19 protein-coding genes and 1 pseudogene are annotated in these 18,616 nt (G+C 64.8%); 10 read left to right on the top strand and 10 right to left on the bottom strand.

The window, feature by feature from the left end; all coding sequences use genetic code 11:
• Position 1 precedes the first annotated feature (1 nt).
• Positions 2-6,295 carry a HAMP domain-containing protein gene (locus I6F24_RS03985; RefSeq protein WP_225127578.1) on the bottom strand — a complete coding sequence of 2,098 codons (6,294 nt, stop codon included), beginning with the start codon at positions 6,293-6,295 and terminating at the stop codon, positions 2-4.
• Positions 6,296-6,572: 277 nt separating this feature from the next.
• On the opposite strand from I6F24_RS03985, the gene I6F24_RS03980 reads away from it, so the two are divergent.
• Positions 6,573-6,866, top strand: a complete 294-nt coding sequence (locus I6F24_RS03980) for a hypothetical protein (RefSeq protein ID WP_225150071.1) — start codon at positions 6,573-6,575, stop codon at positions 6,864-6,866.
• 3 nt (positions 6,867-6,869) lie between these two features.
• Here I6F24_RS03980 and I6F24_RS03975 read toward each other — a convergent pair whose 3' ends face one another.
• Entirely contained in the window at positions 6,870-7,382 is a 513-nt protein-coding gene (locus tag I6F24_RS03975; RefSeq protein ID WP_225150061.1) for a DUF4142 domain-containing protein, read from the bottom strand.
• Between the two features lie 95 nt (positions 7,383-7,477).
• Between I6F24_RS03975 and I6F24_RS03970 the strand changes: the two genes are divergently transcribed.
• From I6F24_RS03970 to I6F24_RS03965, 3 genes are all read left to right on the top strand, one after another.
• Positions 7,478-7,672 (top strand): hypothetical protein, encoded by a 195-nt coding sequence (locus tag I6F24_RS03970; RefSeq protein ID WP_074447527.1) that lies wholly within the window; start codon positions 7,478-7,480, stop codon positions 7,670-7,672.
• 111 nt (positions 7,673-7,783) lie between these two features.
• A complete protein-coding gene (locus I6F24_RS37540) occupies positions 7,784-7,912 on the top strand; it encodes a hypothetical protein (RefSeq protein WP_260346296.1) in 129 nt (42 codons plus the stop codon).
• Positions 7,913-7,983: 71 nt separating this feature from the next.
• Complete coding sequence (locus tag I6F24_RS03965) at positions 7,984-8,187, top strand: hypothetical protein (protein ID WP_036003938.1); 204 nt, start codon at positions 7,984-7,986, stop codon at positions 8,185-8,187.
• A 145-nt stretch (positions 8,188-8,332) separates the two neighbouring features.
• Here the strand turns inward: I6F24_RS03965 and I6F24_RS03960 are convergent, their stop codons facing one another.
• Positions 8,333-8,578 (bottom strand): hypothetical protein, encoded by a 246-nt coding sequence (locus I6F24_RS03960; protein ID WP_225150059.1) that lies wholly within the window; start codon positions 8,576-8,578, stop codon positions 8,333-8,335.
• A 167-nt stretch (positions 8,579-8,745) separates the two neighbouring features.
• On the opposite strand from I6F24_RS03960, the gene I6F24_RS03955 reads away from it, so the two are divergent.
• Complete coding sequence (locus I6F24_RS03955; protein WP_167361644.1) at positions 8,746-8,913, top strand: hypothetical protein; 168 nt, start codon at positions 8,746-8,748, stop codon at positions 8,911-8,913.
• A 96-nt stretch (positions 8,914-9,009) separates the two neighbouring features.
• Here the strand turns inward: I6F24_RS03955 and I6F24_RS03950 are convergent, their stop codons facing one another.
• The 6 genes and pseudogenes from I6F24_RS03950 to I6F24_RS03925 all read right to left on the bottom strand — a co-directional run bounded on the left by I6F24_RS03950 (position 9,010) and on the right by I6F24_RS03925 (position 13,253).
• A complete protein-coding gene (locus I6F24_RS03950) occupies positions 9,010-9,498 on the bottom strand; it encodes a DUF3147 family protein (RefSeq protein ID WP_225136461.1) in 489 nt (162 codons plus the stop codon).
• Positions 9,498-9,845, bottom strand: a complete 348-nt coding sequence (locus I6F24_RS03945; RefSeq protein ID WP_036030998.1) for a DUF3147 family protein — start codon at positions 9,843-9,845, stop codon at positions 9,498-9,500. The genes I6F24_RS03950 and I6F24_RS03945 overlap by 1 nt, the downstream gene beginning before the upstream one ends.
• Positions 9,842-10,429 carry a phosphatase PAP2 family protein gene (locus I6F24_RS03940; protein ID WP_225150057.1) on the bottom strand — a complete coding sequence of 196 codons (588 nt, stop codon included), beginning with the start codon at positions 10,427-10,429 and terminating at the stop codon, positions 9,842-9,844. The genes I6F24_RS03945 and I6F24_RS03940 overlap by 4 nt, the downstream gene beginning before the upstream one ends.
• Positions 10,430-10,588: 159 nt before the next feature.
• Complete coding sequence (locus tag I6F24_RS03935; RefSeq protein WP_036003951.1) at positions 10,589-11,143, bottom strand: DUF4142 domain-containing protein; 555 nt, start codon at positions 11,141-11,143, stop codon at positions 10,589-10,591.
• A gap of 86 nt (positions 11,144-11,229) precedes the next feature.
• The gene (locus I6F24_RS03930) at positions 11,230-11,457 is read right to left on the bottom strand and encodes a hypothetical protein (RefSeq protein ID WP_036003954.1); all 228 of its coding nucleotides are present in this window, start codon (positions 11,455-11,457) and stop codon (positions 11,230-11,232) included.
• A gap of 8 nt (positions 11,458-11,465) precedes the next feature.
• Positions 11,466-13,253 (bottom strand): annotated as a pseudogene (locus I6F24_RS03925) (thiamine pyrophosphate-requiring protein).
• Positions 13,254-13,398: 145 nt separating this feature from the next.
• Here I6F24_RS03925 and I6F24_RS03920 point away from each other — a divergent pair.
• On the top strand, positions 13,399-13,773 hold the full coding sequence (locus I6F24_RS03920) for a PRC-barrel domain-containing protein (RefSeq protein WP_036003959.1): 375 nt from the start codon (positions 13,399-13,401) through the stop codon (positions 13,771-13,773).
• A gap of 24 nt (positions 13,774-13,797) precedes the next feature.
• On the opposite strand, the gene I6F24_RS03915 is transcribed toward I6F24_RS03920, so the two are convergent.
• Positions 13,798-14,262 (bottom strand): helix-turn-helix domain-containing protein, encoded by a 465-nt coding sequence (locus tag I6F24_RS03915; RefSeq protein WP_036031008.1) that lies wholly within the window; start codon positions 14,260-14,262, stop codon positions 13,798-13,800.
• 173 nt (positions 14,263-14,435) lie between these two features.
• Between I6F24_RS03915 and I6F24_RS03910 the strand changes: the two genes are divergently transcribed.
• The 4 genes from I6F24_RS03910 to I6F24_RS03895 all read left to right on the top strand — a co-directional run bounded on the left by I6F24_RS03910 (position 14,436) and on the right by I6F24_RS03895 (position 18,440).
• Positions 14,436-15,173: an SDR family oxidoreductase gene (locus tag I6F24_RS03910; protein WP_036031046.1), complete on the top strand. Its 738-nt coding sequence runs from the start codon at positions 14,436-14,438 to the stop codon at positions 15,171-15,173.
• A gap of 61 nt (positions 15,174-15,234) precedes the next feature.
• A complete protein-coding gene (locus tag I6F24_RS03905) occupies positions 15,235-16,236 on the top strand; it encodes a nitronate monooxygenase family protein (RefSeq protein ID WP_036031011.1) in 1,002 nt (333 codons plus the stop codon).
• Between the two features lie 109 nt (positions 16,237-16,345).
• Complete coding sequence (locus I6F24_RS03900; protein ID WP_036031014.1) at positions 16,346-16,762, top strand: hypothetical protein; 417 nt, start codon at positions 16,346-16,348, stop codon at positions 16,760-16,762.
• Between the two features lie 112 nt (positions 16,763-16,874).
• Positions 16,875-18,440, top strand: coding sequence for an alkaline phosphatase D family protein (locus I6F24_RS03895; protein WP_036031016.1), 1,566 nt, complete (start codon positions 16,875-16,877; stop codon positions 18,438-18,440).
• Positions 18,441-18,616 lie beyond the last annotated feature (176 nt).

Raw genomic sequence — 18,616 nt, 5'->3', positions numbered from 1 at the left:
CTCAGCGATGCAGCCACATGCGGATCGCAAGCAGCAATTGGTCGGTGTTGACCGGTTTGGCGAGGTAGTCGGACGCGCCGGCTTCGAGGCATTTCTCCCGGTCGCCCTTCATCGCCTTGGCGGTCAACGCGATGATCGGCAGACGGGCGAAGGCCGGGTTCTCGCGGATCACGCCGATGGTCTGGTAGCCATCCATCTGCGGCATCATGATGTCCATCAGCACGATCGCGATCTCCGGATTGGATTCGACCAAGGTCACCGCCTCGCTGCCGGTCGTGGCCGTCAGCACCTTCATGCCGCGTCGTTCCAGCACGCTCGAGAGCGCGAAGATATTGCGGGCATCGTCGTCGACGAGCAGGGCGGTCTTGCCGATCAGGTCCTCGTCGGAACTGTTCAGCTTCTCCAGCATGCGCTGCTTCTCGAGCGGCAACTCCGTGATCACGCGGTGCAGGAACAACGCGGTCTCGTCGAGCAGGCGCTCGGGCGATTCCACGCCCTTGACCACGATGCTGCGTGCCATGGTGTGGAGTTCCGCATCCTCCTCGGCCGAGAGCTCGCGGCCGGTGAACACCACGACGGGGATGTTCGACAGCGCCTCGTCGTTGCGGATCTGATCGAGCACCTCGAAGCCGCTCATGTCGGGCAGCCTGAGGTCGAGCACCACGCAATCGCAGGGTTGCTCGCGCAACGTCGTGAGCGCGCCTGCCCCGGTATCCGTGGCCAGGATCTCGATGTCGTCGTGGTGCAGCAGCTCGCGGATCGAGAGCCGCTCGGCCTCGTTGTCCTCGACGATCAAGAGCCGCTTGCGCCGCGGCCGCGCATATTCCTTGATCTGCGTCAGCGCGGCCGAGACGCCCTCGGTCGTCGTCGGCTTGTTGACGAAGGAGAAGGCGCCGCGCGCCAGCGCATGCTGGCGGTCCTCGTCGAGCGTGATGATCTGAACCGGGATGTGGCGGGTGAGCGGATTGTGCTTGAGCTGGCTCAACACGGTCCAGCCCAGCATGTCGGGCAGGAACACGTCGAGGGAGACGGCCGTCGGCTGGTATTGCTTGGCGAGCTCGAGGGCCTCGGCGCCGCGCGCGGCGACCAGGACCTTGAAGCCCTTGTCGCGGGCCAGATCGACCAGCACGCGGGCATAATGCGGGTCGTCCTCGACGATCAGGAGAATGGTGTCGCCGGGCTCGAGGTTGAGGCGGTCGTCGGGCAGCTGCTCGATAACGCGCTGCTGGTCAGGCGCGGCAGGCTGCAGCGCCGGCGGCTGGCCGTATTGCTGTGACGCCGGCGCCCGCGGCGCGAGGGTCGGGCCGGAATATTTCAAGGGCAGATAGAGCGTGAAGGTCGAGCCCTTGCCCGGCGCGCTGCGCAGGTGGATCTCGCCGCCGAGCAGGCTGGCAAGCTCGCGGCTGATCGCAAGGCCGAGACCGGTGCCGCCATATTTGCGGCTGGTGCCGGCATCGGCCTGCTGGAACGCCTCGAAGATCAGCTTCTGCTTCTCCAGGGGAATGCCGATGCCGGTGTCGGACACTTCGAAGGCGATCACGGCCGGCGCCGAGTTCAGCACCGGATGATCCGACCCCCAGCCGCCGATTGCGCCGGCGACTTTCAGGCGCACTTCGCCGTCGGCGGTGAACTTGAAGGCGTTGGAGAGCAGATTCTTCAGAACCTGTTGCAGCCGCTTGGAGTCGGTCACGATGCTGCGCGGCAGGTTCGGATCGACGTCGATCTTGAACGACAGGTTGCGGTTGTCCGCCTCGTGCCGGAACGGCCGGCCGACGGTCTCGAGCAGGTTCGCGGTCAGGATTTCCTCGGCGTCGACCGTCACGGTGCCGGACTCGATCTTGGAGAGATCGAGAATGTCGCTGATGAGGTTGAGCAGGTCGGTGCCGGCACCATGGATGGTGCGGGCGAACTCGACCTGCTTGGCCGAGAGGTTGCCATCGGGATTGTCGCTGAGCTGCTGTCCGAGGATCAGGATCGAGTTCAGCGGCGTACGCAGCTCGTGGCTCATATTGGCGAGGAATTCGGACTTGTACTTCGACGTCAGCGCGAGCTCGGTCGCCTTCTCCTCGAGCGCGCGGCGGGCCTGCTCGATTTCCTGGTTCTTGCGTTCGACCTCGACGTTGCGCTCGGCGAGCTGCTGCGCCTTCTGCTCGAGCTGGTCGTTGGTCTGCTGCAATTCGCGCTGCTGGGTCTGCAGCTCGCCGGCGAGCTGCTGCGACTGCTTGAGCAGGCCTTCGGTCTGCATCGTGGCCTCGATCGAATTGAGCACGATGCCGATGGAGTCGGTGAGCTGCTCCAGGAACGTCATCTGCGAGGTCGTGAAGGAGACCAGCGAGGCGAGCTCGATCACGGCCTTGACCTGGCCCTCGAACAGCACCGGCAGCACGACGAGGTTCTTCGGGGCGACGCGGAACAGCGCCGAGTTGATCGGCACCACGTCCGAGGGAATGTCGGAGACGACGCGCGGCCGCTTGTCGAAGGCGCATTGGCCGATCAGGCCTTCGCCGAACTGCAGCACCGGCTGATAGGGGTAGACGCCGTCGCTGGCGTAGGAGGCGAGCAGCAGGAGCTGGGGATCGTTCTCGTTCTCGACCTGGTAGATCACGCCCGTATGGGCGTTCACCAGCGGCGACAATTCGGTGAGCAGCAATCGGCCGACCGTGGTGAGATCGCGCTGTCCCTGGAGCATGTTGGTGAACTTGGCGAGGTTGGTCTTGAGCCAGTCCTGCTCGGTATTCACGTCCGTCGTGAGACGGAGGTTGGTGATCATCGTGTTGATGTTGTCCTTCAGCTCCGCCACTTCGCCGCGGGCGTCGACCTGGATCGACCGCGTCAGGTCGCCCTTGGTCACCGCAGTTGCGACTTCCGCGATCGCGCGCACCTGCGAGGTCAGGTTGGCCGCGAGCAGGTTGACGTTGCCGGTGAGATCCTTCCAGGTGCCGGCAGCGCCGGGCACGTTGGCCTGGCCGCCGAGCCGGCCTTCGACGCCGACCTCGCGCGCCACCGAGGTCACCTGGTCGGCGAAGGTCGCGAGCGTCTCGGTCATGTTGTTGATGGTGTCGGCGAGCGCCGCGACCTCGCCCTTCGATTTCACCGTGAGGTTCTGCTTCAGATCGCCATTGGCGACCGCGGTCACCACCTTGACGATGCCGCGGACCTGCTCGGTCAGGTTCGCCGCCATGAAGTTGACGGTGTCGGTGAGATCCTTCCACGTGCCGGCGACGCCGGGCACCTGAGCCTGGCCGCCCAGCTTTCCTTCGGTGCCGACCTCGCGGGCGACGCGCGTGACTTCGCCGGCGAAGGCGTTGAGCTGGTCGACCATGGTGTTGATGGTGTTCTTCAGCTCCAGGATTTCGCCCTTCACGTCGACAGTGATCTTGCGCGAGAGGTCGCCGCGCGCGACCGCCGTGGTGACTTCGGCGATGTTGCGGACCTGGGTGGTGAGGTTCGCAGCCAAGAGGTTGACGTTGTCCGTGAGATCCTTCCAGGTGCCGCCGACGCCGGGCACCACGGCCTGACCGCCGAGCCGGCCCTCGGTGCCGACCTCGCGCGCCACGCGCGTGACTTCGGCGGCGAAGGAGCGGAGCTGCTCGACCATGGTGTTCAGCGTGTCCTTCAGGAGAAGGATCTCGCCGCGTACGTCCACCGTGATCTTCTTCGACAGGTCGCCGCCGGCGATCGCGGTTGCGACCTCGGCGATGTTGCGGACCTGCGCCGTCAGGTTGGAGGCCATGAAGTTGACGTTGTCGGTGAGGTCCTTCCAGGTGCCGGCGACGCCGGGCACCTCGGCCTGGCCGCCGAGCTTGCCTTCGGTGCCGACCTCTCGCGCCACGCGCGTGACTTCGCCGGCAAAGCCGTTGAGCTGGTCCACCATGGTGTTGATGGTGTTCTTCAGCTCGAGGATTTCGCCCTTCACGTCGACGGTGATCTTGCGCGAGAGGTCGCCGCGCGCCACCGCGGTCGTCACCTCGGCGATGTTGCGGACCTGGGCGGTGAGGTTACCCGCCATCGAGTTGACGCTGTCGGTGAGATCCTTCCAGGTGCCGGCGACGCCGGGCACGTTGGCCTGACCGCCGAGGCGGCCTTCGGTGCCGACCTCGCGCGCCACGCGCGTCACCTCGCCCGCGAAGCGGTTGAGCTGGTCGACCATGGTGTTCAGCGTGTCCTTGAGCTGAAGGATCTCGCCGCGCACGTCCACGGTGATCTTGCGCGACAGGTCGCCGCCGGCGATGGCGGTGGCAACTTCCGCGATGTTGCGGACCTGCGCGGTGAGGTTACCCGCCATCGAGTTCACGGAGTCGGTCAGGTCCTTCCACGTGCCGGCGACTCCGGGCACGTCGGCCTGGCCGCCGAGCTTGCCGTCGGTGCCGACCTCGCGGGCGACGCGCGTGACTTCGCCGGCGAAGGCGTTGAGCTGGTCGACCATGGTGTTGAGCGTTTCCTTCAGCTGAAGGATTTCGCCCGAGACGTTCACCGTGATCTTCTTGGACAAGTCGCCCTTCGCCACCGCGGTTGCGACCTCGGCGATGTTGCGGACCTGGCCCGTGAGGTTCGAGGCCATCGAGTTGACGCTGTCGGTGAGGTCCTTCCACGTGCCGCCGACGCCGCGCACCACCGCCTGACCGCCGAGCTTGCCTTCGGTGCCGACCTCGCGCGCCACGCGCGTGACTTCGCCGGCGAAGGCGTTGAGCTGGTCCACCATCGTGTTGATGGTGTCCTTCAGCTCGAGGATCTCGCCGCGCACGTCCACGGTGATCTTCTTCGAGAGATCGCCGCCGGCGACCGCGGTGGTCACCTCGGCGATGTTGCGGACCTGCGCGGTCAGGTTCGAGGCCATCGAGTTGACGCTCTCGGTAAGGTCCTTCCAGGTGCCGGCGACGCCGAGCACGTTGGCCTGGCCGCCGAGCCGGCCCTCGGTGCCGACCTCGCGGGCGACGCGCGTGACTTCGCCGGCGAAGGCGTTGAGCTGGTCGACCATGGTGTTGAGCGTTTCCTTCAGCTGAAGGATCTCGCCCGAGACGTTCACCGTGATCTTCTTCGACAAGTCGCCGCTCGCGATGGCGGTCGCGACGTCGGCGATGTTGCGGACCTGCGCGGTCAGGTTGGAGGCCATGAAGTTGACGTTGTCGGTGAGGTCTTTCCAGGTGCCGGCCACGCCGGGCACCTGGGCCTGACCGCCGAGCTTGCCCTCGGTGCCCACCTCGCGCGCGACGCGCGTGACCTCCGAGGCGAACGAGTTGAGCTGGTCCACCATGGTGTTGATGGTGTCCTTCAGCTCCAGGATCTCGCCGCGCACGTCCACGGTGATCTTGCGCGAGAGGTCGCCGCGCGCCACGGCGGTGGTGACGTTGGCGATGTTGCGGACCTGTGCGGTCAGGTTGCCGCACATCGCGTTGACGGAGTCGGTCAGGTCCTTCCAGGTGCCGGCGACGCCGGGCACGATGGCCTGGCCGCCGAGCTTGCCGTCGGTGCCGACCTCGCGCGCCACGCGCGTCACTTCGGAGGCGAAGGAGCGCAGCTGGTCCACCATCGTATTGATGGCTTCCTTGAGCTGGAGGATCTCGCCGCGGACGTCGACCGTGATCTTCTTGGAGAGGTCGCCGTTGGCGACCGCGATCGTCACCTCGGCGATGTTGCGAACCTGGTTGGTCAGGTTGTTCGCCATCGAGTTGACGCTCTCGGTGAGGTCCTTCCAGACGCCGGTCACCTCCGGCACCTGGGCCTGGCCGCCGAGCTTGCCTTCGGTGCCGACCTCGCGCGCCACGCGCGTCACCTCCGAGGTGAACACGCCGAGCTGCTTGATCATGGTGTTGACGATCGTCGCCGACTGCAAGAACTCGCCGCGGAGCGGACGGCCGTCGACGTCGAGCTTGACGGTCTGCAGCAGGTCGCCTTGGGCGACAGCGGCAACCGCGCGCGTCACCTCGCGGGTCGGCCACAACAAGTCGTCGATCAGCGTGTTGACGGAGCCTTCCATGTCGGCCCAGGAGCCGGAGGCGAGGCCGAACTTCACGCGCTGGCGGGTCTTGCCTTCGCGTCCCACCACCTGGCCCACCAGCTCGAGCTGCTGTGCCATGCGCTGGTTGGCGGCGATAATTTCGTTAAAAGTGTCGGCGATCTTGCCGTCGATACCGAGATAGTCGCCGCTCATGCGCACCGAAAAGTCACCGCTGCGCATCGCCTGGAGGGCGAGCAGCAGCTCCGCTCGGGAATCCGGCTCGGACGTACCGTTGATTTTTGGCTTTGGGACGCGACGACCGGAGCGTGATGCAGTTCCGGAATCGAGGTCGCTCATACTGTTTCCCCCGCAGGCGTCGGCCGAATCTGAGGCAAGACGCGTTCGACGAAATAAGAGCGTCAGCCAAATTCGAAATCAAGCGCCAACGTATGACGCCAGGAAATGGAACCCGCCTTGCTCAGCCCAACCAAGCTAACGACGATCGGCCGGATTGGTTCCATAGCCCTCAGGGCAAAAGGCCGCGGGGGCGGGTCGTCCGTCCGTCGTCCGCAGCCCTCCTTCGGAACGGAGCGCCGAGCCCGACGGTTAGCCAGCGCAGACAGGGAGAACGGACATGAAGGCAGCAACTGTCGCCATCGCCATCACGGCGCTTGCCGCGGGGTCGGCTCTGGCGCAGGGCGGTGCGCCAAGTGGGCGCGGCTCGGTGACGGGCGACCCCGCCGCAAGCTCCGCCAACCCGCAGGCGGACACGCCGACCACCGGAGCGGCCACCCGCTCGAATCCAAGCGGAAGCGGCACGTCCTCGTCCGGCGGCAAGGACGACAACGGCGATGCGGGTCGCGACAAGATGCCGGAGAGCGACCGCACCGTGCGGCCGCAGAGCGAGCAACGTCCGAGCGACAAGTAGAGGTTATTTGTCCGCCATGGTGCGCTCGGCGTCCCTGACCTGCGCGCGCAGCAGCGGCAGTTGTTCGCGCGCGAACGCTGCGAGCGCCGCATTGTCGGGCGCCGTCAGATAGCGTTCGAGCAGGCTGATGATCGACTCATACTCGGGAATCTGCGCGGCATAGAAGCTTCTGACATAGGCCGGACCATCCGACATTTCGGGCTCGACGAGGCTCGCGCTCGAGGATGTTGCCCTGCCGACATGCAGTTCCGCGCCGATCGCCTCCTGGACCTCTTTCAGTCGCTTGTCGCGCTTAGCCGCTTCCTCGGCGCGCAGGGCGGCGAGGTTCTTGACCTCAGCGTTGCCCTTGAGGTCGGTGTTCTCGAGCAGCCCCTGTTGAAACCGGCTGAAATTGTAGGCGCCGCTGATCACCTCGATCGCGGAGGGCGCCCGTGCGCCGGGCTTTCGTTCGCCAAGGCTGTCGGCAAGCGCCGAGGTGCTGATCAATGCCAGAATGATTGCGGCGACAACTCGCATCGATCTTCAATGACGAACCGCGTGCGAAAGTTCCCCGACCATTACGATCCGGTAAGCGGGTTGCGGCGCAAGAGTTCCGTCCCCACGTCCTCTATATGAAACAGTCTGACGTCTTCAGAGACAACGCTGACAATTGTCTTCAGCTTGCCGAGCGCGCTGACGGACAGCCCGCCCATAAGCGCTATTCGCGCATGGCCGACGCCTGGACGGCACTCGCCAACGAGCAGGATTGGCTCGACGGCGAAATTTCGCCCGTTCCCGTCCATGCAGCTCCAAAGCGGAACGGGTGAGCTCGTCTCAAGAATCTGCATGTGAGACCGCTCACGGAAGGCGCACAACTGATTTGGGATCATCCGGGAACGTCGATCGCGGAGATTCCAATTGCAGAAGGAGGTTTGGCGATGGCTCCGCGTCTGGCTCTTCTCTCCCTCATTCTCGCCTTTGGCGTCTCCGTCGCGTTCGCGACGGTGACCACGGTGCGACAGGTGCATCTCGAGAGCGCATCTCCCGTCCACGCCGTGCGCAGCTGATTGCCGCAGCGGAACATTTGACGCCGCTATGCGTAAGCGCTCCGACACATCAGCAGAAGCGAGAGCGCATCATGGCCCATTCCGACCAAGGCATCGTCAAGGACAAGCGTGGGGAGGTGCAGCCCCGCGACAAGGAACGTGCGCAATCCGTGCACAAGGCGGATCCGAAAGGCTCCCCCTCGCGTGAAGCGACGCGCGATCCCAAGCTGAACGACAACATCAAGACGCCGGGTTCCGGCGCCATGCCGGACGGCTCGAGCGACGCCACGGGCTAGCTCTCACCAGGAACGAATTTCCGCGGGAAGAGTCGACGGATTGCTTCCGGCAGTCATGCCCCCGGTGCGCCGGAAGCAATCTCCAAGGACGGCCCTGGCACCCACCGTGCCGGGGTCGTTTGCTTTTGGAGGGGCTTTCCGTGCGTCATTCGGCGCCGCTCTCCGGATCCCCCTGAGTATGTCCTTCAGGCCCGCGGCCGAATACGCCGAAGCTGCTTGACTTCACGCCGGCAGCGGCATCGACGCCCACAGCGGCCAGTCCGAACTTCAGGAGTTCGCGGACTGCTGCCGCCCGCGTCGGCATGCGGTGCTTGAACCGGAAATCGTCAATGGCGGCCAACTCTTCCGGCGAGAGCATGACCTGAAGGCGCTCGGCGCGAAGGTTGTTCATGGCGATCACGCAAAGTGAGTAGGTTGAGTAGCTTACTCAACGAACCAACTTGATGAGAGTTCCGCGAAGGCCGACGAAGTCCGCAAGTGAGTAGGAAGTCAAATGAAATCAATAATTTATTGAAACGCATGCCGTCGTAAGGCATTGTTCCCGGAAGGAGAGAAACCATGACGGACGAAGTCAGGTTACCTCGCAAGCTTTCCGAAGAACCCGCAGCGCCCGAGCCGGTGCGGCCAAGCCAGCAGAAGATCATCGATGAGGTCGAGCGCTGGGCCAACAGCCCGGGCCTCCAGCCGCCGCAATCGCAGCCTTCGACGGGAGCGAAAGCGAGCTAGGGCATGATCCGAAAAGTGTGAAGCGGTTTTCCGCAAAGATCATGCGTAAACAACAATCTAAAGCGCGATGACGATTCATCCGCATCTCATCGCGCTTTAAGGCTTTGCGAAGCGAGAGCCCGTTGCCGACGGCGAATGGCCTGATCGGCGCGATTTGTGGGAGACATTGCGAAGCTTGCGCCTGAGCCACCAGGCCGACACGGACACGATGGCCCAGACCGTCAGCGCGGCGAAAAAAGCGAGCGCGACGCTTGCCCCGACGATTAAATGGAAGATAGCGGCGAACGCGGCGAGGCCGATGCTGCCGAGCGCGGCGCCGGCAGCATCGAGCGCCGCGGCCTTCTGTCCGCGACGCCGCCCGCTCAGGCCGGCCTTCTCCTTGGCGTGACGCTCGTGGCTTTCGATCAGCGTCGCGCTGGCGCAGAAGATGGCGGGAAGAGCAAGAAAGAGCCCGCCGACGGACAGGCCGAACTTCGAACCGATAACGCCCGCGAGCACCGTCGCACCGCCGCCGAGCACGAAGCGAATGGCGTACTCGTACCACCGCGTCTGTTTCAGCGCCGATGTCGATAGCTTCACCAGCATCAGGCGGCACCTCCCAGGCCGGCGAGCAGGCCGAAGGCGACAACGAGCCATGCGGCAAAGGCGAGGATCGTGGCTGGAAGCGCGCCGAAACGGAACCTCATCAGGAGGTGGCAGACGACGACGCTGTAGCAGGCGAGCGCGACGGCGCCATAGATCATCGTCCAGCTCTGGGCCGCAGCATATTGCGGGCCGTGCTGGACCACTGCGATGGCGAGGGTGGCAAGCGCCACCGACGGTGCGGCGCCGAGCAGCCCGGCAAAGCTCTTCGGCCGCAGCATGTCACCGAGGATCGCGAAGACGGATACGATCAGGCCGCCGGCGACGAAGCGCACGAGATATTCAGTCATGGCTGTCCCCCCGAGCCCTTGCGCTGCCGCTGCCGTGACTTCGCCATCGTGAACGGCCGGAACAGGCGCTCGACAACGATGCCCAGCATGAAACCTGCCACTACATCGCTGACCCAGTGCGCGAGCAGCGCGACACGCGTCAGGGACAGCGCCACCGCAAAGGAGCGCGCCAGGTTGCGCGGGGCCGGCGGCAACAGGCCTGCGGCCGAGGCAAGGGCGCCCATATGCACGGCGTGACCTGAGGGAAATGCATCGTGCGCGCGCCCCGAAAAGGGAACACCGCGCCCATGGCCGCTCACCGTCAGCCGGTCGGGCCTCGTCTGATCGAACACGGATTTCAAGACATGTGGTAACACGGCCGTCGCCAGCGACACGATCAGGACGTGATCGGCAACGGGGCGCTGCTGCGGGTGCCGGAAGCGGGTGTAGAGCCATCCTGCTGCCGCGAGCGCAACCAGGACATGCTCGTCGGCGCCCCAGGTCATGGCCTGGGCGGCATGCTCGAGCCCCGAGTTGGTATTGTGCGCGATCTCGTTGGCGATCGCCGTGTCGATCCGGGTGGGTTTGACTGTTACAAGGGCCATCGGTCCGTCGGCGACTGTTCCTCCGTGACAGTTTTGTAAAGCCTGGAAACAAAGAAGGTTCCTGGCTCAACCGGCAGGCACCGCCCAGCGGCAGCGCGATGACGTTCTCATCGCGCGCGAGAAGGGACGCCGGCAGGGCCGGCATCCCTCAGCAATGCGTTACTTGCTGGATTGGCCGACGCTCGGCGCCCGGCCGAGGTTCTTGGCCATCTCGAGGTGGTGCTTCAACGCCGGGAGCGTCTTGCCGGCCCAATCCTTGAGCTCGGCATTGTCGCCGCCCTTGGCGTAGCGCTCGAACAGCGACACGGCATCTTCATGCGCGCTGACCTGATAGGAATTGTAGTCCGAGCTGAAATCCTTACCGCTCGCATTCTTGAGCTTGTCGATCTTGCTCTGATGCGAGCTGTCGAGCGCCGTCGGCAGCTTGGCCTGCACCTTGCCATTGCCGACCAGTCCCTTGAGCTCGTTGCTCGTCTTGGTGTGATCGGTGATCATCTGCTGCGCGAAGGCTTTCTCTTCCGCGTTGCCCTTCTGCTGGGCGAGCTTGCTCGATTCGATCTCAAACATGTCGCTGATCGCGACCTGCGTCACGAAGTCCGCGGTCGCAGGCGCAACGCCGAGCGCCGAATTCACGCCGGTCTTTTCGCCCAGCGACTGGGCGAGGGCAGGGCCTGCGAGAATCATGCAGGCAAGAGCGATGATTGTGCGTTTCATGGTCAAATCCTTCCGAAAAGGTCGCGTGGCCGCTTGCCGGCGACGTGCGGCGACCAACACGCCGCCGGGGCCGAGGTTCCTAACGGCTAATCCGCGCGATTCCGTCCGGTGCGCGGATTGATGGGATCTGTCGGCTTGCGTCGAAGCCGTTCGGGCAGGAACGGTTCGGCCGCCGTGGCGGTCGCGTCGGCCCGTACGTCCGCGTGGTGCTGCGCCTGCTCGTGGGAGGTGGGGTTGTCACTGATCCGGCGCTTGACGTCGAGACCGTCGACCGGATCGTTGACGCCGTGCCGGATGTCGCGGAAATCACTCATGGCTCGCCTCATTGCTTTCCTGGCAGGATCGATTCCAGCACCTGCCGCGCTGCTCCCTTGATCATCCCGCTCTCGTTCGGGTCGCCCTTCATCAGGGCGAGCGAGAAGTTCTTCGCCTGCTGCAAGGTGATGTGCGGCGGCAGCGGCGGCACCTCGGGATCGGTTTTCACTTCCAGCACGACGGGCATCTCGCTTGTTAGCGCCTGTTCCCAGGCCGAGCCGAGCAGCTGTGGGCTGTCGACGAAGATGCCGCGCAGGCCGATCAATTCGGCGAAGCGCGAATAGGAGACGTCGGGAATGCGCTGTGACGCCTCGAACTTGGGATCACCGTTGATGATGCGTTGCTCCCAGGTGACTTGGTTGAGGTCCTCGTTGTTGAAGACGCAGACGATGAAGCGCGGGTCGTTCCAGTCGCGCCAATACTTCGCCGCGGTGATCAGCTCGGCCATGTTGTTCATCTGCATGGCGCCATCGCCGACGAGTGCAATCACGGGGCGGTCGGGCTGGGCGTATTTGGCCGCGAGCGCGTAAGGCACCGCAGCGCCCATCGAGGCGAGCCCGCCGGAGAGCGAGGCCGTCATGCCGCGCCGCATCTTCAGGTCGCGGGCGAACCAGTTGGCGCATGAGCCGGAATCGCTGGTGATGATGGCGCGGTCGGGCAGGCGCGGCGACAATTCCCAGGCGACGAGCTGCGGATTGACTGGCGCGGCGGGCTGATGCGCGCGGCCATCCAAAGTCTTCCACCAGGTCGCAACGTCGTCCTGAATGCCCTGGCGCCAGGCGCCGTCGCTCTTGGGCTTCAGCCGCGGCAGCAATGCGCGCAGCGTCTCGGCGGCATCTCCGATGAGGCCGACCTCCATGGGAAAGCGGATCGACATCATGCCGGCGTCGATGTCGATCTGGACGCCGCGCGCGCTGCCTTCCTTCGGCAGGAATTCGGCGTAAGGAAAGGCCGAGCCCACCATCAGCAGCGTGTCGCATTCCATCATCATGTTGTAGCTGGGCTCGGTGCCGAGCAGGCCGATCGAGCCGGTGACCCATGGCAGGTCGTCGGGTAGCGCCGCCTTGCCCAGCAGCGCCTTGGCGCAGCCGGCCGACAGCCGGTCGGCGACCGCGATGACTTCGTCGGTTGCACCGAGCGCTCCGGCGCCGACGAGCATCGCGACCTTCTTGCCGGCATTGAGGATCTCCGCGGCGCGGTCGAGATCGGCATCACGAGGGACGACTTTAGGTGGGCTGTACCCGACGCCGGAATGCAGCGTGCCGTGCGCACGGGGCGGGTCCTCCTAATTCTCCTCCTGCAAGTCGTTGGGCAAGATGATGACGGTGGGAGTCCGCCGCGCCAGTGCGATCCGCACCGACCGATCAATCAGGTGCCGCACCTGCGCAGGCGAGGAGGCCTGCATGACATAGGCGCCGGCGACGTCCTTGAACATCGAGAGGAGGTCGAGTTCCTGCTGATATTGACCGCCGAGGGCGTTGCGCGACTGCTGGCCGACGATCCCCAGCACCGGCTGGTGATCGAGCAGCGCATCGTACAACCCGGTGACGAGATGCGAGGCGCCGGGACCGGAGGTCGCAATGCAGACGCCGAGCTGACCTGAGAATTTTGCGTAGGCGGTTGCCATGAATGCCGCCATTTCCTCGTGCCGCGCCTGCACGAAGCCGATCTTGCCGTCGGCCCGGTTCATCGCACCGAACACGCCGTTGATGCCGTCGCCCGGATAGCCAAAGATGTGGCGCACGCCCCATAGGTGCAGGCGCTGAATGATGAAGTCGGAGACGGTCTGGGACATTGCGGGCGGCTTTCTCTGTTGCGGCCTCGATAGCCTCAGAGAACCGGTTCTTTGTGGCGATGTTCCCAAGCATTTCCGGAACACGCGCCGGAACGATCGCGCACCCCTTTCGGTTGATTCACAAATGGCCGAGTGGAGAATAACGATGCTCAATCAGAGCGAACTGGACCGTAACGAGATGGGCCGGCTGATCGGAAGCGACAAGGTCGAGGGAACCGCGGTCTACGGTGCCGATCGCAACAAGATCGGTTCAATCGAACGGGTCATGATCGACAAGATCAGCGGCAAGGTCTCATATGCGGTGCTTGGTTTCGGCGGCTTTCTCGGCCTCGGCAATGATCACTATCCGTTGCCCTGGCAGTCGCTGAAGTACGACACCGAGCTCGGCGGTTACGTGACTGCGATCACCGCCAAGGATCTGGAAGGCGCGCCGAAATACGGTGAGAAGACCGACTGGAACTGGAGCGACGACGCCGCCGTGCGCGGCATCAACTCCTATTACGGTGTTCCCTTCGCTTGAGCTTTGAGAGGCGCGGCGCCTCACTCACTCCGCCGCTTCTCTCCGCCCCGGGCCCGCATGCACATGCACCTGCTTGGCATGCAGCACCTCGCCGCATTCCGAGCACACCATTACGGGATCGAACAGCTTGCCGCAGCTCTTGTGCTCGTGCAGCAGCGGGCGGCCGCGCTCGTCGCCCATATGGGCGTCGCCCCAATGCACCATCGCCATGATGATCGGGTAGAGGTCGAGCCCCTTCTGGGTGAGGATGTATTCGTAACGCTTCGGTGCTTCGGAATAGGGGACGCGGCGCAGGATGCCGAAGCGGACCAGCTTCTTCAGCCGCTCCGAGAGCAGATGGCGTGTGATCTGCAGCGAGGACTGAAACGCCTCGAACCGCCGTACCCGCAGGAAGCACTCGCGCAGGATCAGCAGCGTCCAGCGGTCGCCAATCGCGGCGACGGTGCGCGCGAGCGAGCAGGGCTCTTCCTCCAGCGTGTCCCATTTCATGATGCGGTTCCTGCAAGTCGTCAGTCTGAAAAAGGAACTAAGTTGATCGATCAGAGAGATTTTCACTAGAAGCTAACATTCAGCCGCTCAGTTTGACAGTTCTATTTTTGAACTATAGCCTCCGGCACATAAATGCCGCGCGCTCGCAGCGCGGCCCATGGGAGGAGGCGGTCTTGTCCAAGCGAAACGCCACTGCGGCCGTCATCGGAGCCGGCGATTTCATCGGCGCCGAGATCGCCAAGAAGTTTGCCGCCGAAGGGTTCTCGATTTTCGCCGGCCGCCGCAATGGCGATAAGCTGGCGCCGCTGGTGCAAGAGATCGAAGCTGCCGGTGGTGACATCCACGCGCGCTCGCTCGACGCGCGGAAGGAAGATGAGGTCATCGCCTTCCTGAACGACGCCGACAAGCATGCACCGCTCGAAGTCTGCATCTTCAACGTCGGCGCCAACGTCAATTTTCCGATCCTCGACACCACCGAGCGCGTGTTTCGGAAAGTGTGGGAGATGGCCTGCTATTCCGGCTTCCTCGCGGGCCGTGAGGCGGCGCGGCTGATGCTGCCGCGCGGCGGCGGCAACATCTTTTTCACGGGTGCGACTGCAAGCCTGCGCGGCGGCAGCGGGTATGCCGCCTTCGCCAGCGCCAAGTTCGGCCTGCGCGCGGTTGCGCAGGCGATGGCGCGCGAGCTCGGGCCGAAGAACATCCACGTCGCCCACCTCATCATCGATTCCGGCGTCGACACCGAATGGGTGCGCCAGCGCCGGCTCGAGGCGCTCGGGCCGAATGCGCTCGATAATCCCGATCTCCTGATGCCGCCGTCATCGGTCGCGAGCGCCTATTGGCAGCTCTACCAGCAGCCGAAGAGCGCCTGGACCTTCGAGATGGAGATCCGCCCCTTCGGAGAGAAATGGTGACCGCCGCGAGAAAGTCCGGCTAGACTGAGCTCAACATCAAGCAAAACCGGGAGGATTTTCAGTGAAGACCGCGATCACCGAACTGTTCGGCATCGAGCACCCGATCATCCAAGGCGGCATGCATTTCGTCGGCTTCGCCGAGCTGGCCGCTGCCGTCTCCAATGCCGGCGGGCTCGGCATCATCACCGGTCTCACGCAGAAGACGCCCGAGCTGCTCGCCAAGGAGATCGCGCGCTGCCGCGACATGACGGACAAGCCGTTCGGCGTCAACCTCACCTTCCTGCCGGCCTTCTCGGCGCCGCCTTATCCGGAATATATCGCAGCCATCGTCGAGGGCGGCATCAAGGCGGTGGAGACCGCGGGCCGCAGCCCGGAAGCCTACATGCCGGCGCTGAAGGCCGCCGGCATCAAGGTCATCCACAAATGCACATCGGTGCGTCACTCGCTGAAGGCCGAGCGCATCGGCTGCGACGCCGTCAGCGTCGACGGCTTTGAGTGCGGCGGCCATCCCGGCGAGGACGACATTCCCAACATGATCCTGCTGCCGCGTGCGGCGGAAGAGCTGAAGATCCCGTTCGTCGCCTCCGGCGGCATGGCCGATGGTCGCAGCCTGGTCGCGGCGCTCTCGCTGGGCGCGGCGGGCATGAACATGGGCACGCGCTTCATCGCCACCAAGGAAGCGCCGGTGCACCAGAACGTCAAGAATGCTCTCGTCGCAGCCACCGAGCTCGATACCCGCCTGATCATGCGGGCGTTGCGCAATACCGAGCGCGTCCTGAAGAACGCCAATGTCGACCGCCTGCTCGAGATCGAGCGCGAAAAGGGCGCCAAGCTCACGATCGACGACATCCACGACCAGGTCGCGGGCGTCTATCCCAAGATCATGCTGGACGGCCAGATGGATGCCGGCGCCTGGAGCTGCGGCATGGTCGCGGGCCTGATCCACGACATCCCGTCCTGCAAGGAGCTGATCGATCGCATCATGGGCGAGGCTGAAACCATCATCCGCAGCCGCCTGCTGGGGTTCCTGGACGGGACGGACGCTGCGCGAAAGGTCGCCTGACACCGTCAAACTTCTTAACCACGGCGGCATCTGACCGCTGGAATTACGCGCGGCGCCTCCTAGATAGGGGTAAATTGCCCCTTTCATAAATCGATTTCAGGAGGCGTCCATGGTCCTGAAAAGCGTTCCCTTCGCAATTGCCTTCGCCCTCGTGGTCGCAGGGGCCGGTGTTGCGCGCGCCGACGACTACAAGCCCGGCGAATATCTTGGTCTCGATCTCTCCAAGGCGGTGCTGTCGCCGAAACGTCTCGGGCCGGAGACGCACTTCGCGCCGGTCCCGCTCGAAGCGCGTGGCGCGAACGAAGCGCAGGCGCGTGCTGAGCCGGTCGATGTGCCGAAGAAGGTTGCCGCCGAACGTGTTCGTGTGGCCGAGCCGAAGAGCGCGCATGCCAGAAGCGCACCGTCGCGCGGGGCGGCCCGCGCCAAGCTAGCACGCCGCGGCAACCCGCTCGATGCGCAGGCGATGGACACCCGCATCCAGACCTGGCCATGCCGCTCTGGCGGCATTTGCAACTGGAAGCGGTGATCACAGCCGTCATCCCCGCGTCGCAAAACCGTAGGCGCGGAGTCAAGAAACCGTAAGCTGGCAGTCAAGGAGCGCAGGCACCTTCCGTCGCGATTCGACGAAGGTCTCCTGAATGGCAACGCTCCGCGCCTCGCGCGCCTGGACCCGGCGGCAGTTCCTGGTCCGCTCCGCTTCCAGTCTCGCCATCGCCGCGCTCGCGAAGCCTCATTTGAGCCGCGCCGCCGATCGGCCGCCGATCGCAGGCGGCATCCAGTCCGGCGATGTCTCCGGCGGCTCCGCGGTGATCTGGGCGCGCGCCGACCGTCCCGCGCGGATGCAGGTGGAATGCTCCACGGTCGAGAGCTTCAAGACCATCATCGCCTCGGCCTCGGGCGATGCGCTGCCCGCTGCCGATCTCACTGCAAAACTCCTGCTGGCGGATCTGCCGCCCGGGCAGGACATCTTCTACCGCGTCCGCTTCGACGACATCGCCACCGGACTCGTCGGCGAAAGCCGCGTCGGCCATTTCCGCACCGCGCCGGCAGCGCGCCAGTCGATCTCGTTTCTGTGGTCCGGTGACACCGCGGGCCAGGGCTGGGGCATCGACGTCTCCCGCGGCGGCTATCGCAGCTATCGCACCATGCTCGATAACAATCCGGATTTCTTCATCCACTGTGGCGATCACATCTACGCGGACTGCACGATCCCTTCCGAACAGAAGCTGCCGAACGGCGAGACCTGGCGCAACCTCGTCACCGAAGAGAAGTCGGAGGTGGCGCACACCCTGGCGCAGTTCCGCGGCAACTACAAATACAACCACCTCGACGAACACTTTCGCGCCTTCCATGCGCAGGTGCCGATGTTCGCGCAATGGGACGATCACGAGGTGACCAACGACTGGTCGCCGATCGGGACCTATGACGAGTCCGGACACGAGGACGACGGCACCCCGCGCCTGGTCGCGCGAGCCCGCCGGGCCTTCTTCGACTTCATGCCAATCCGCGACATCGGCGCGCGGCACGGCCGCGTCTATCGCAAGATCGCCTATGGCCCGCTGCTCGACGTCTTCATGATCGACATGCGCAGCTACCGCGACGAGAGCTGGAACAAGGGCGATGATCACCGCGGCTGGATCCTGGGCGCCGAGCAGCTCGCCTGGCTCAAGCGCGAGCTCGCCGCTTCGCGCGCGACCTGGAAGGTGATCGCGGCCGACTTGCCGATTGGCCTGATCAGCCTGGATGCCGTTGCGCTCGGCGATGGGCCGCCCGACCGGCGTGAGCACGAGATCGCCGATCTGCTCGCATTCATCACGCGCGCCGGTATCCGCAACATCGTCTGGCTCACCGCCGACATGCATTACACCGCCGCGCACTACTACGATCCGAAGAAGGCGCAATTTAAGGATTTCGAGCCGTTCTGGGAGTTCGTCTCCGGCCCGCTGCATGCCGGCAGCTGGGGACCGGGCGAGCTCGACGACACCTTCGGCCCGGTCGCGATGTACCAGCACGGCTGCAGCGCTGCGCAAGGCGAGAATCTCGCGCCCTGCTTCGGCTTGCAGTTCTTCGGGCGGGTCGACATCGATGGCCACAGCGGCGTGATGACGGTGACCCTGAAGGACGTCGACAATCGCGACCTCTGGTCGGTCGACATCGTGCCGCAGCCGCAGGTGCAACCCGCGGTCGTGGCGCAGCATTGGTGAGGTTGCGGCGCGCCAGTCGTCATGCCCGGGCTTGTCCGGGGCATCCACGTTCTTCGTGCCGCGTGGCAATGCGTGGATGACCGGGACAAGCCGGCCATGACGATGGAGAGGCATTGCTAACCCGATCTTGATTGGCCGCTGTGCTCCTCCCGCGCTAGGGTGAGGGGTCCCGCCAC

Origin of the sequence: Bradyrhizobium sp. BRP23, assembly GCF_020194135.1 — a bacterium.
Classification (GTDB): Bacteria; Pseudomonadota; Alphaproteobacteria; order Rhizobiales; family Xanthobacteraceae; genus Bradyrhizobium; species Bradyrhizobium yuanmingense.
Note: the sequence above shows the minus strand (reverse complement) of the source record. Positions and strands in the feature narration are given on the sequence as shown.

Bases quoted from the DNA above. Each gene is read 5' to 3' on its own strand.
- I6F24_RS03985 (WP_225127578.1), bottom strand. From the start codon at position 6,295: ATGAGCGACCTCGATTCCGGAACTGCATCACGCTCCGGTCGTCGCGTC.
- I6F24_RS03980 (WP_225150071.1), top strand. From the start codon at position 6,573: ATGAAGGCAGCAACTGTCGCCATCGCCATCACGGCGCTTGCCGCGGGG.
- I6F24_RS03975 (WP_225150061.1), bottom strand. From the start codon at position 7,382: ATGCGAGTTGTCGCCGCAATCATTCTGGCATTGATCAGCACCTCGGCG.
- I6F24_RS03970 (WP_074447527.1), top strand. From the start codon at position 7,478: ATGAAACAGTCTGACGTCTTCAGAGACAACGCTGACAATTGTCTTCAG.
- I6F24_RS37540 (WP_260346296.1), top strand. From the start codon at position 7,784: ATGGCTCCGCGTCTGGCTCTTCTCTCCCTCATTCTCGCCTTTGGCGTC.
- I6F24_RS03965 (WP_036003938.1), top strand. From the start codon at position 7,984: ATGGCCCATTCCGACCAAGGCATCGTCAAGGACAAGCGTGGGGAGGTG.
- I6F24_RS03960 (WP_225150059.1), bottom strand. From the start codon at position 8,578: ATGAACAACCTTCGCGCCGAGCGCCTTCAGGTCATGCTCTCGCCGGAA.
- I6F24_RS03955 (WP_167361644.1), top strand. From the start codon at position 8,746: ATGACGGACGAAGTCAGGTTACCTCGCAAGCTTTCCGAAGAACCCGCA.
- I6F24_RS03950 (WP_225136461.1), bottom strand. From the start codon at position 9,498: ATGCTGGTGAAGCTATCGACATCGGCGCTGAAACAGACGCGGTGGTAC.
- I6F24_RS03945 (WP_036030998.1), bottom strand. From the start codon at position 9,845: ATGACTGAATATCTCGTGCGCTTCGTCGCCGGCGGCCTGATCGTATCC.
- I6F24_RS03940 (WP_225150057.1), bottom strand. From the start codon at position 10,429: ATGGCCCTTGTAACAGTCAAACCCACCCGGATCGACACGGCGATCGCC.
- I6F24_RS03935 (WP_036003951.1), bottom strand. From the start codon at position 11,143: ATGAAACGCACAATCATCGCTCTTGCCTGCATGATTCTCGCAGGCCCT.
- I6F24_RS03930 (WP_036003954.1), bottom strand. From the start codon at position 11,457: ATGAGTGATTTCCGCGACATCCGGCACGGCGTCAACGATCCGGTCGAC.
- I6F24_RS03920 (WP_036003959.1), top strand. From the start codon at position 13,399: ATGCTCAATCAGAGCGAACTGGACCGTAACGAGATGGGCCGGCTGATC.
- I6F24_RS03915 (WP_036031008.1), bottom strand. From the start codon at position 14,262: ATGAAATGGGACACGCTGGAGGAAGAGCCCTGCTCGCTCGCGCGCACC.
- I6F24_RS03900 (WP_036031014.1), top strand. From the start codon at position 16,346: ATGGTCCTGAAAAGCGTTCCCTTCGCAATTGCCTTCGCCCTCGTGGTC.
- I6F24_RS03895 (WP_036031016.1), top strand. From the start codon at position 16,875: ATGGCAACGCTCCGCGCCTCGCGCGCCTGGACCCGGCGGCAGTTCCTG.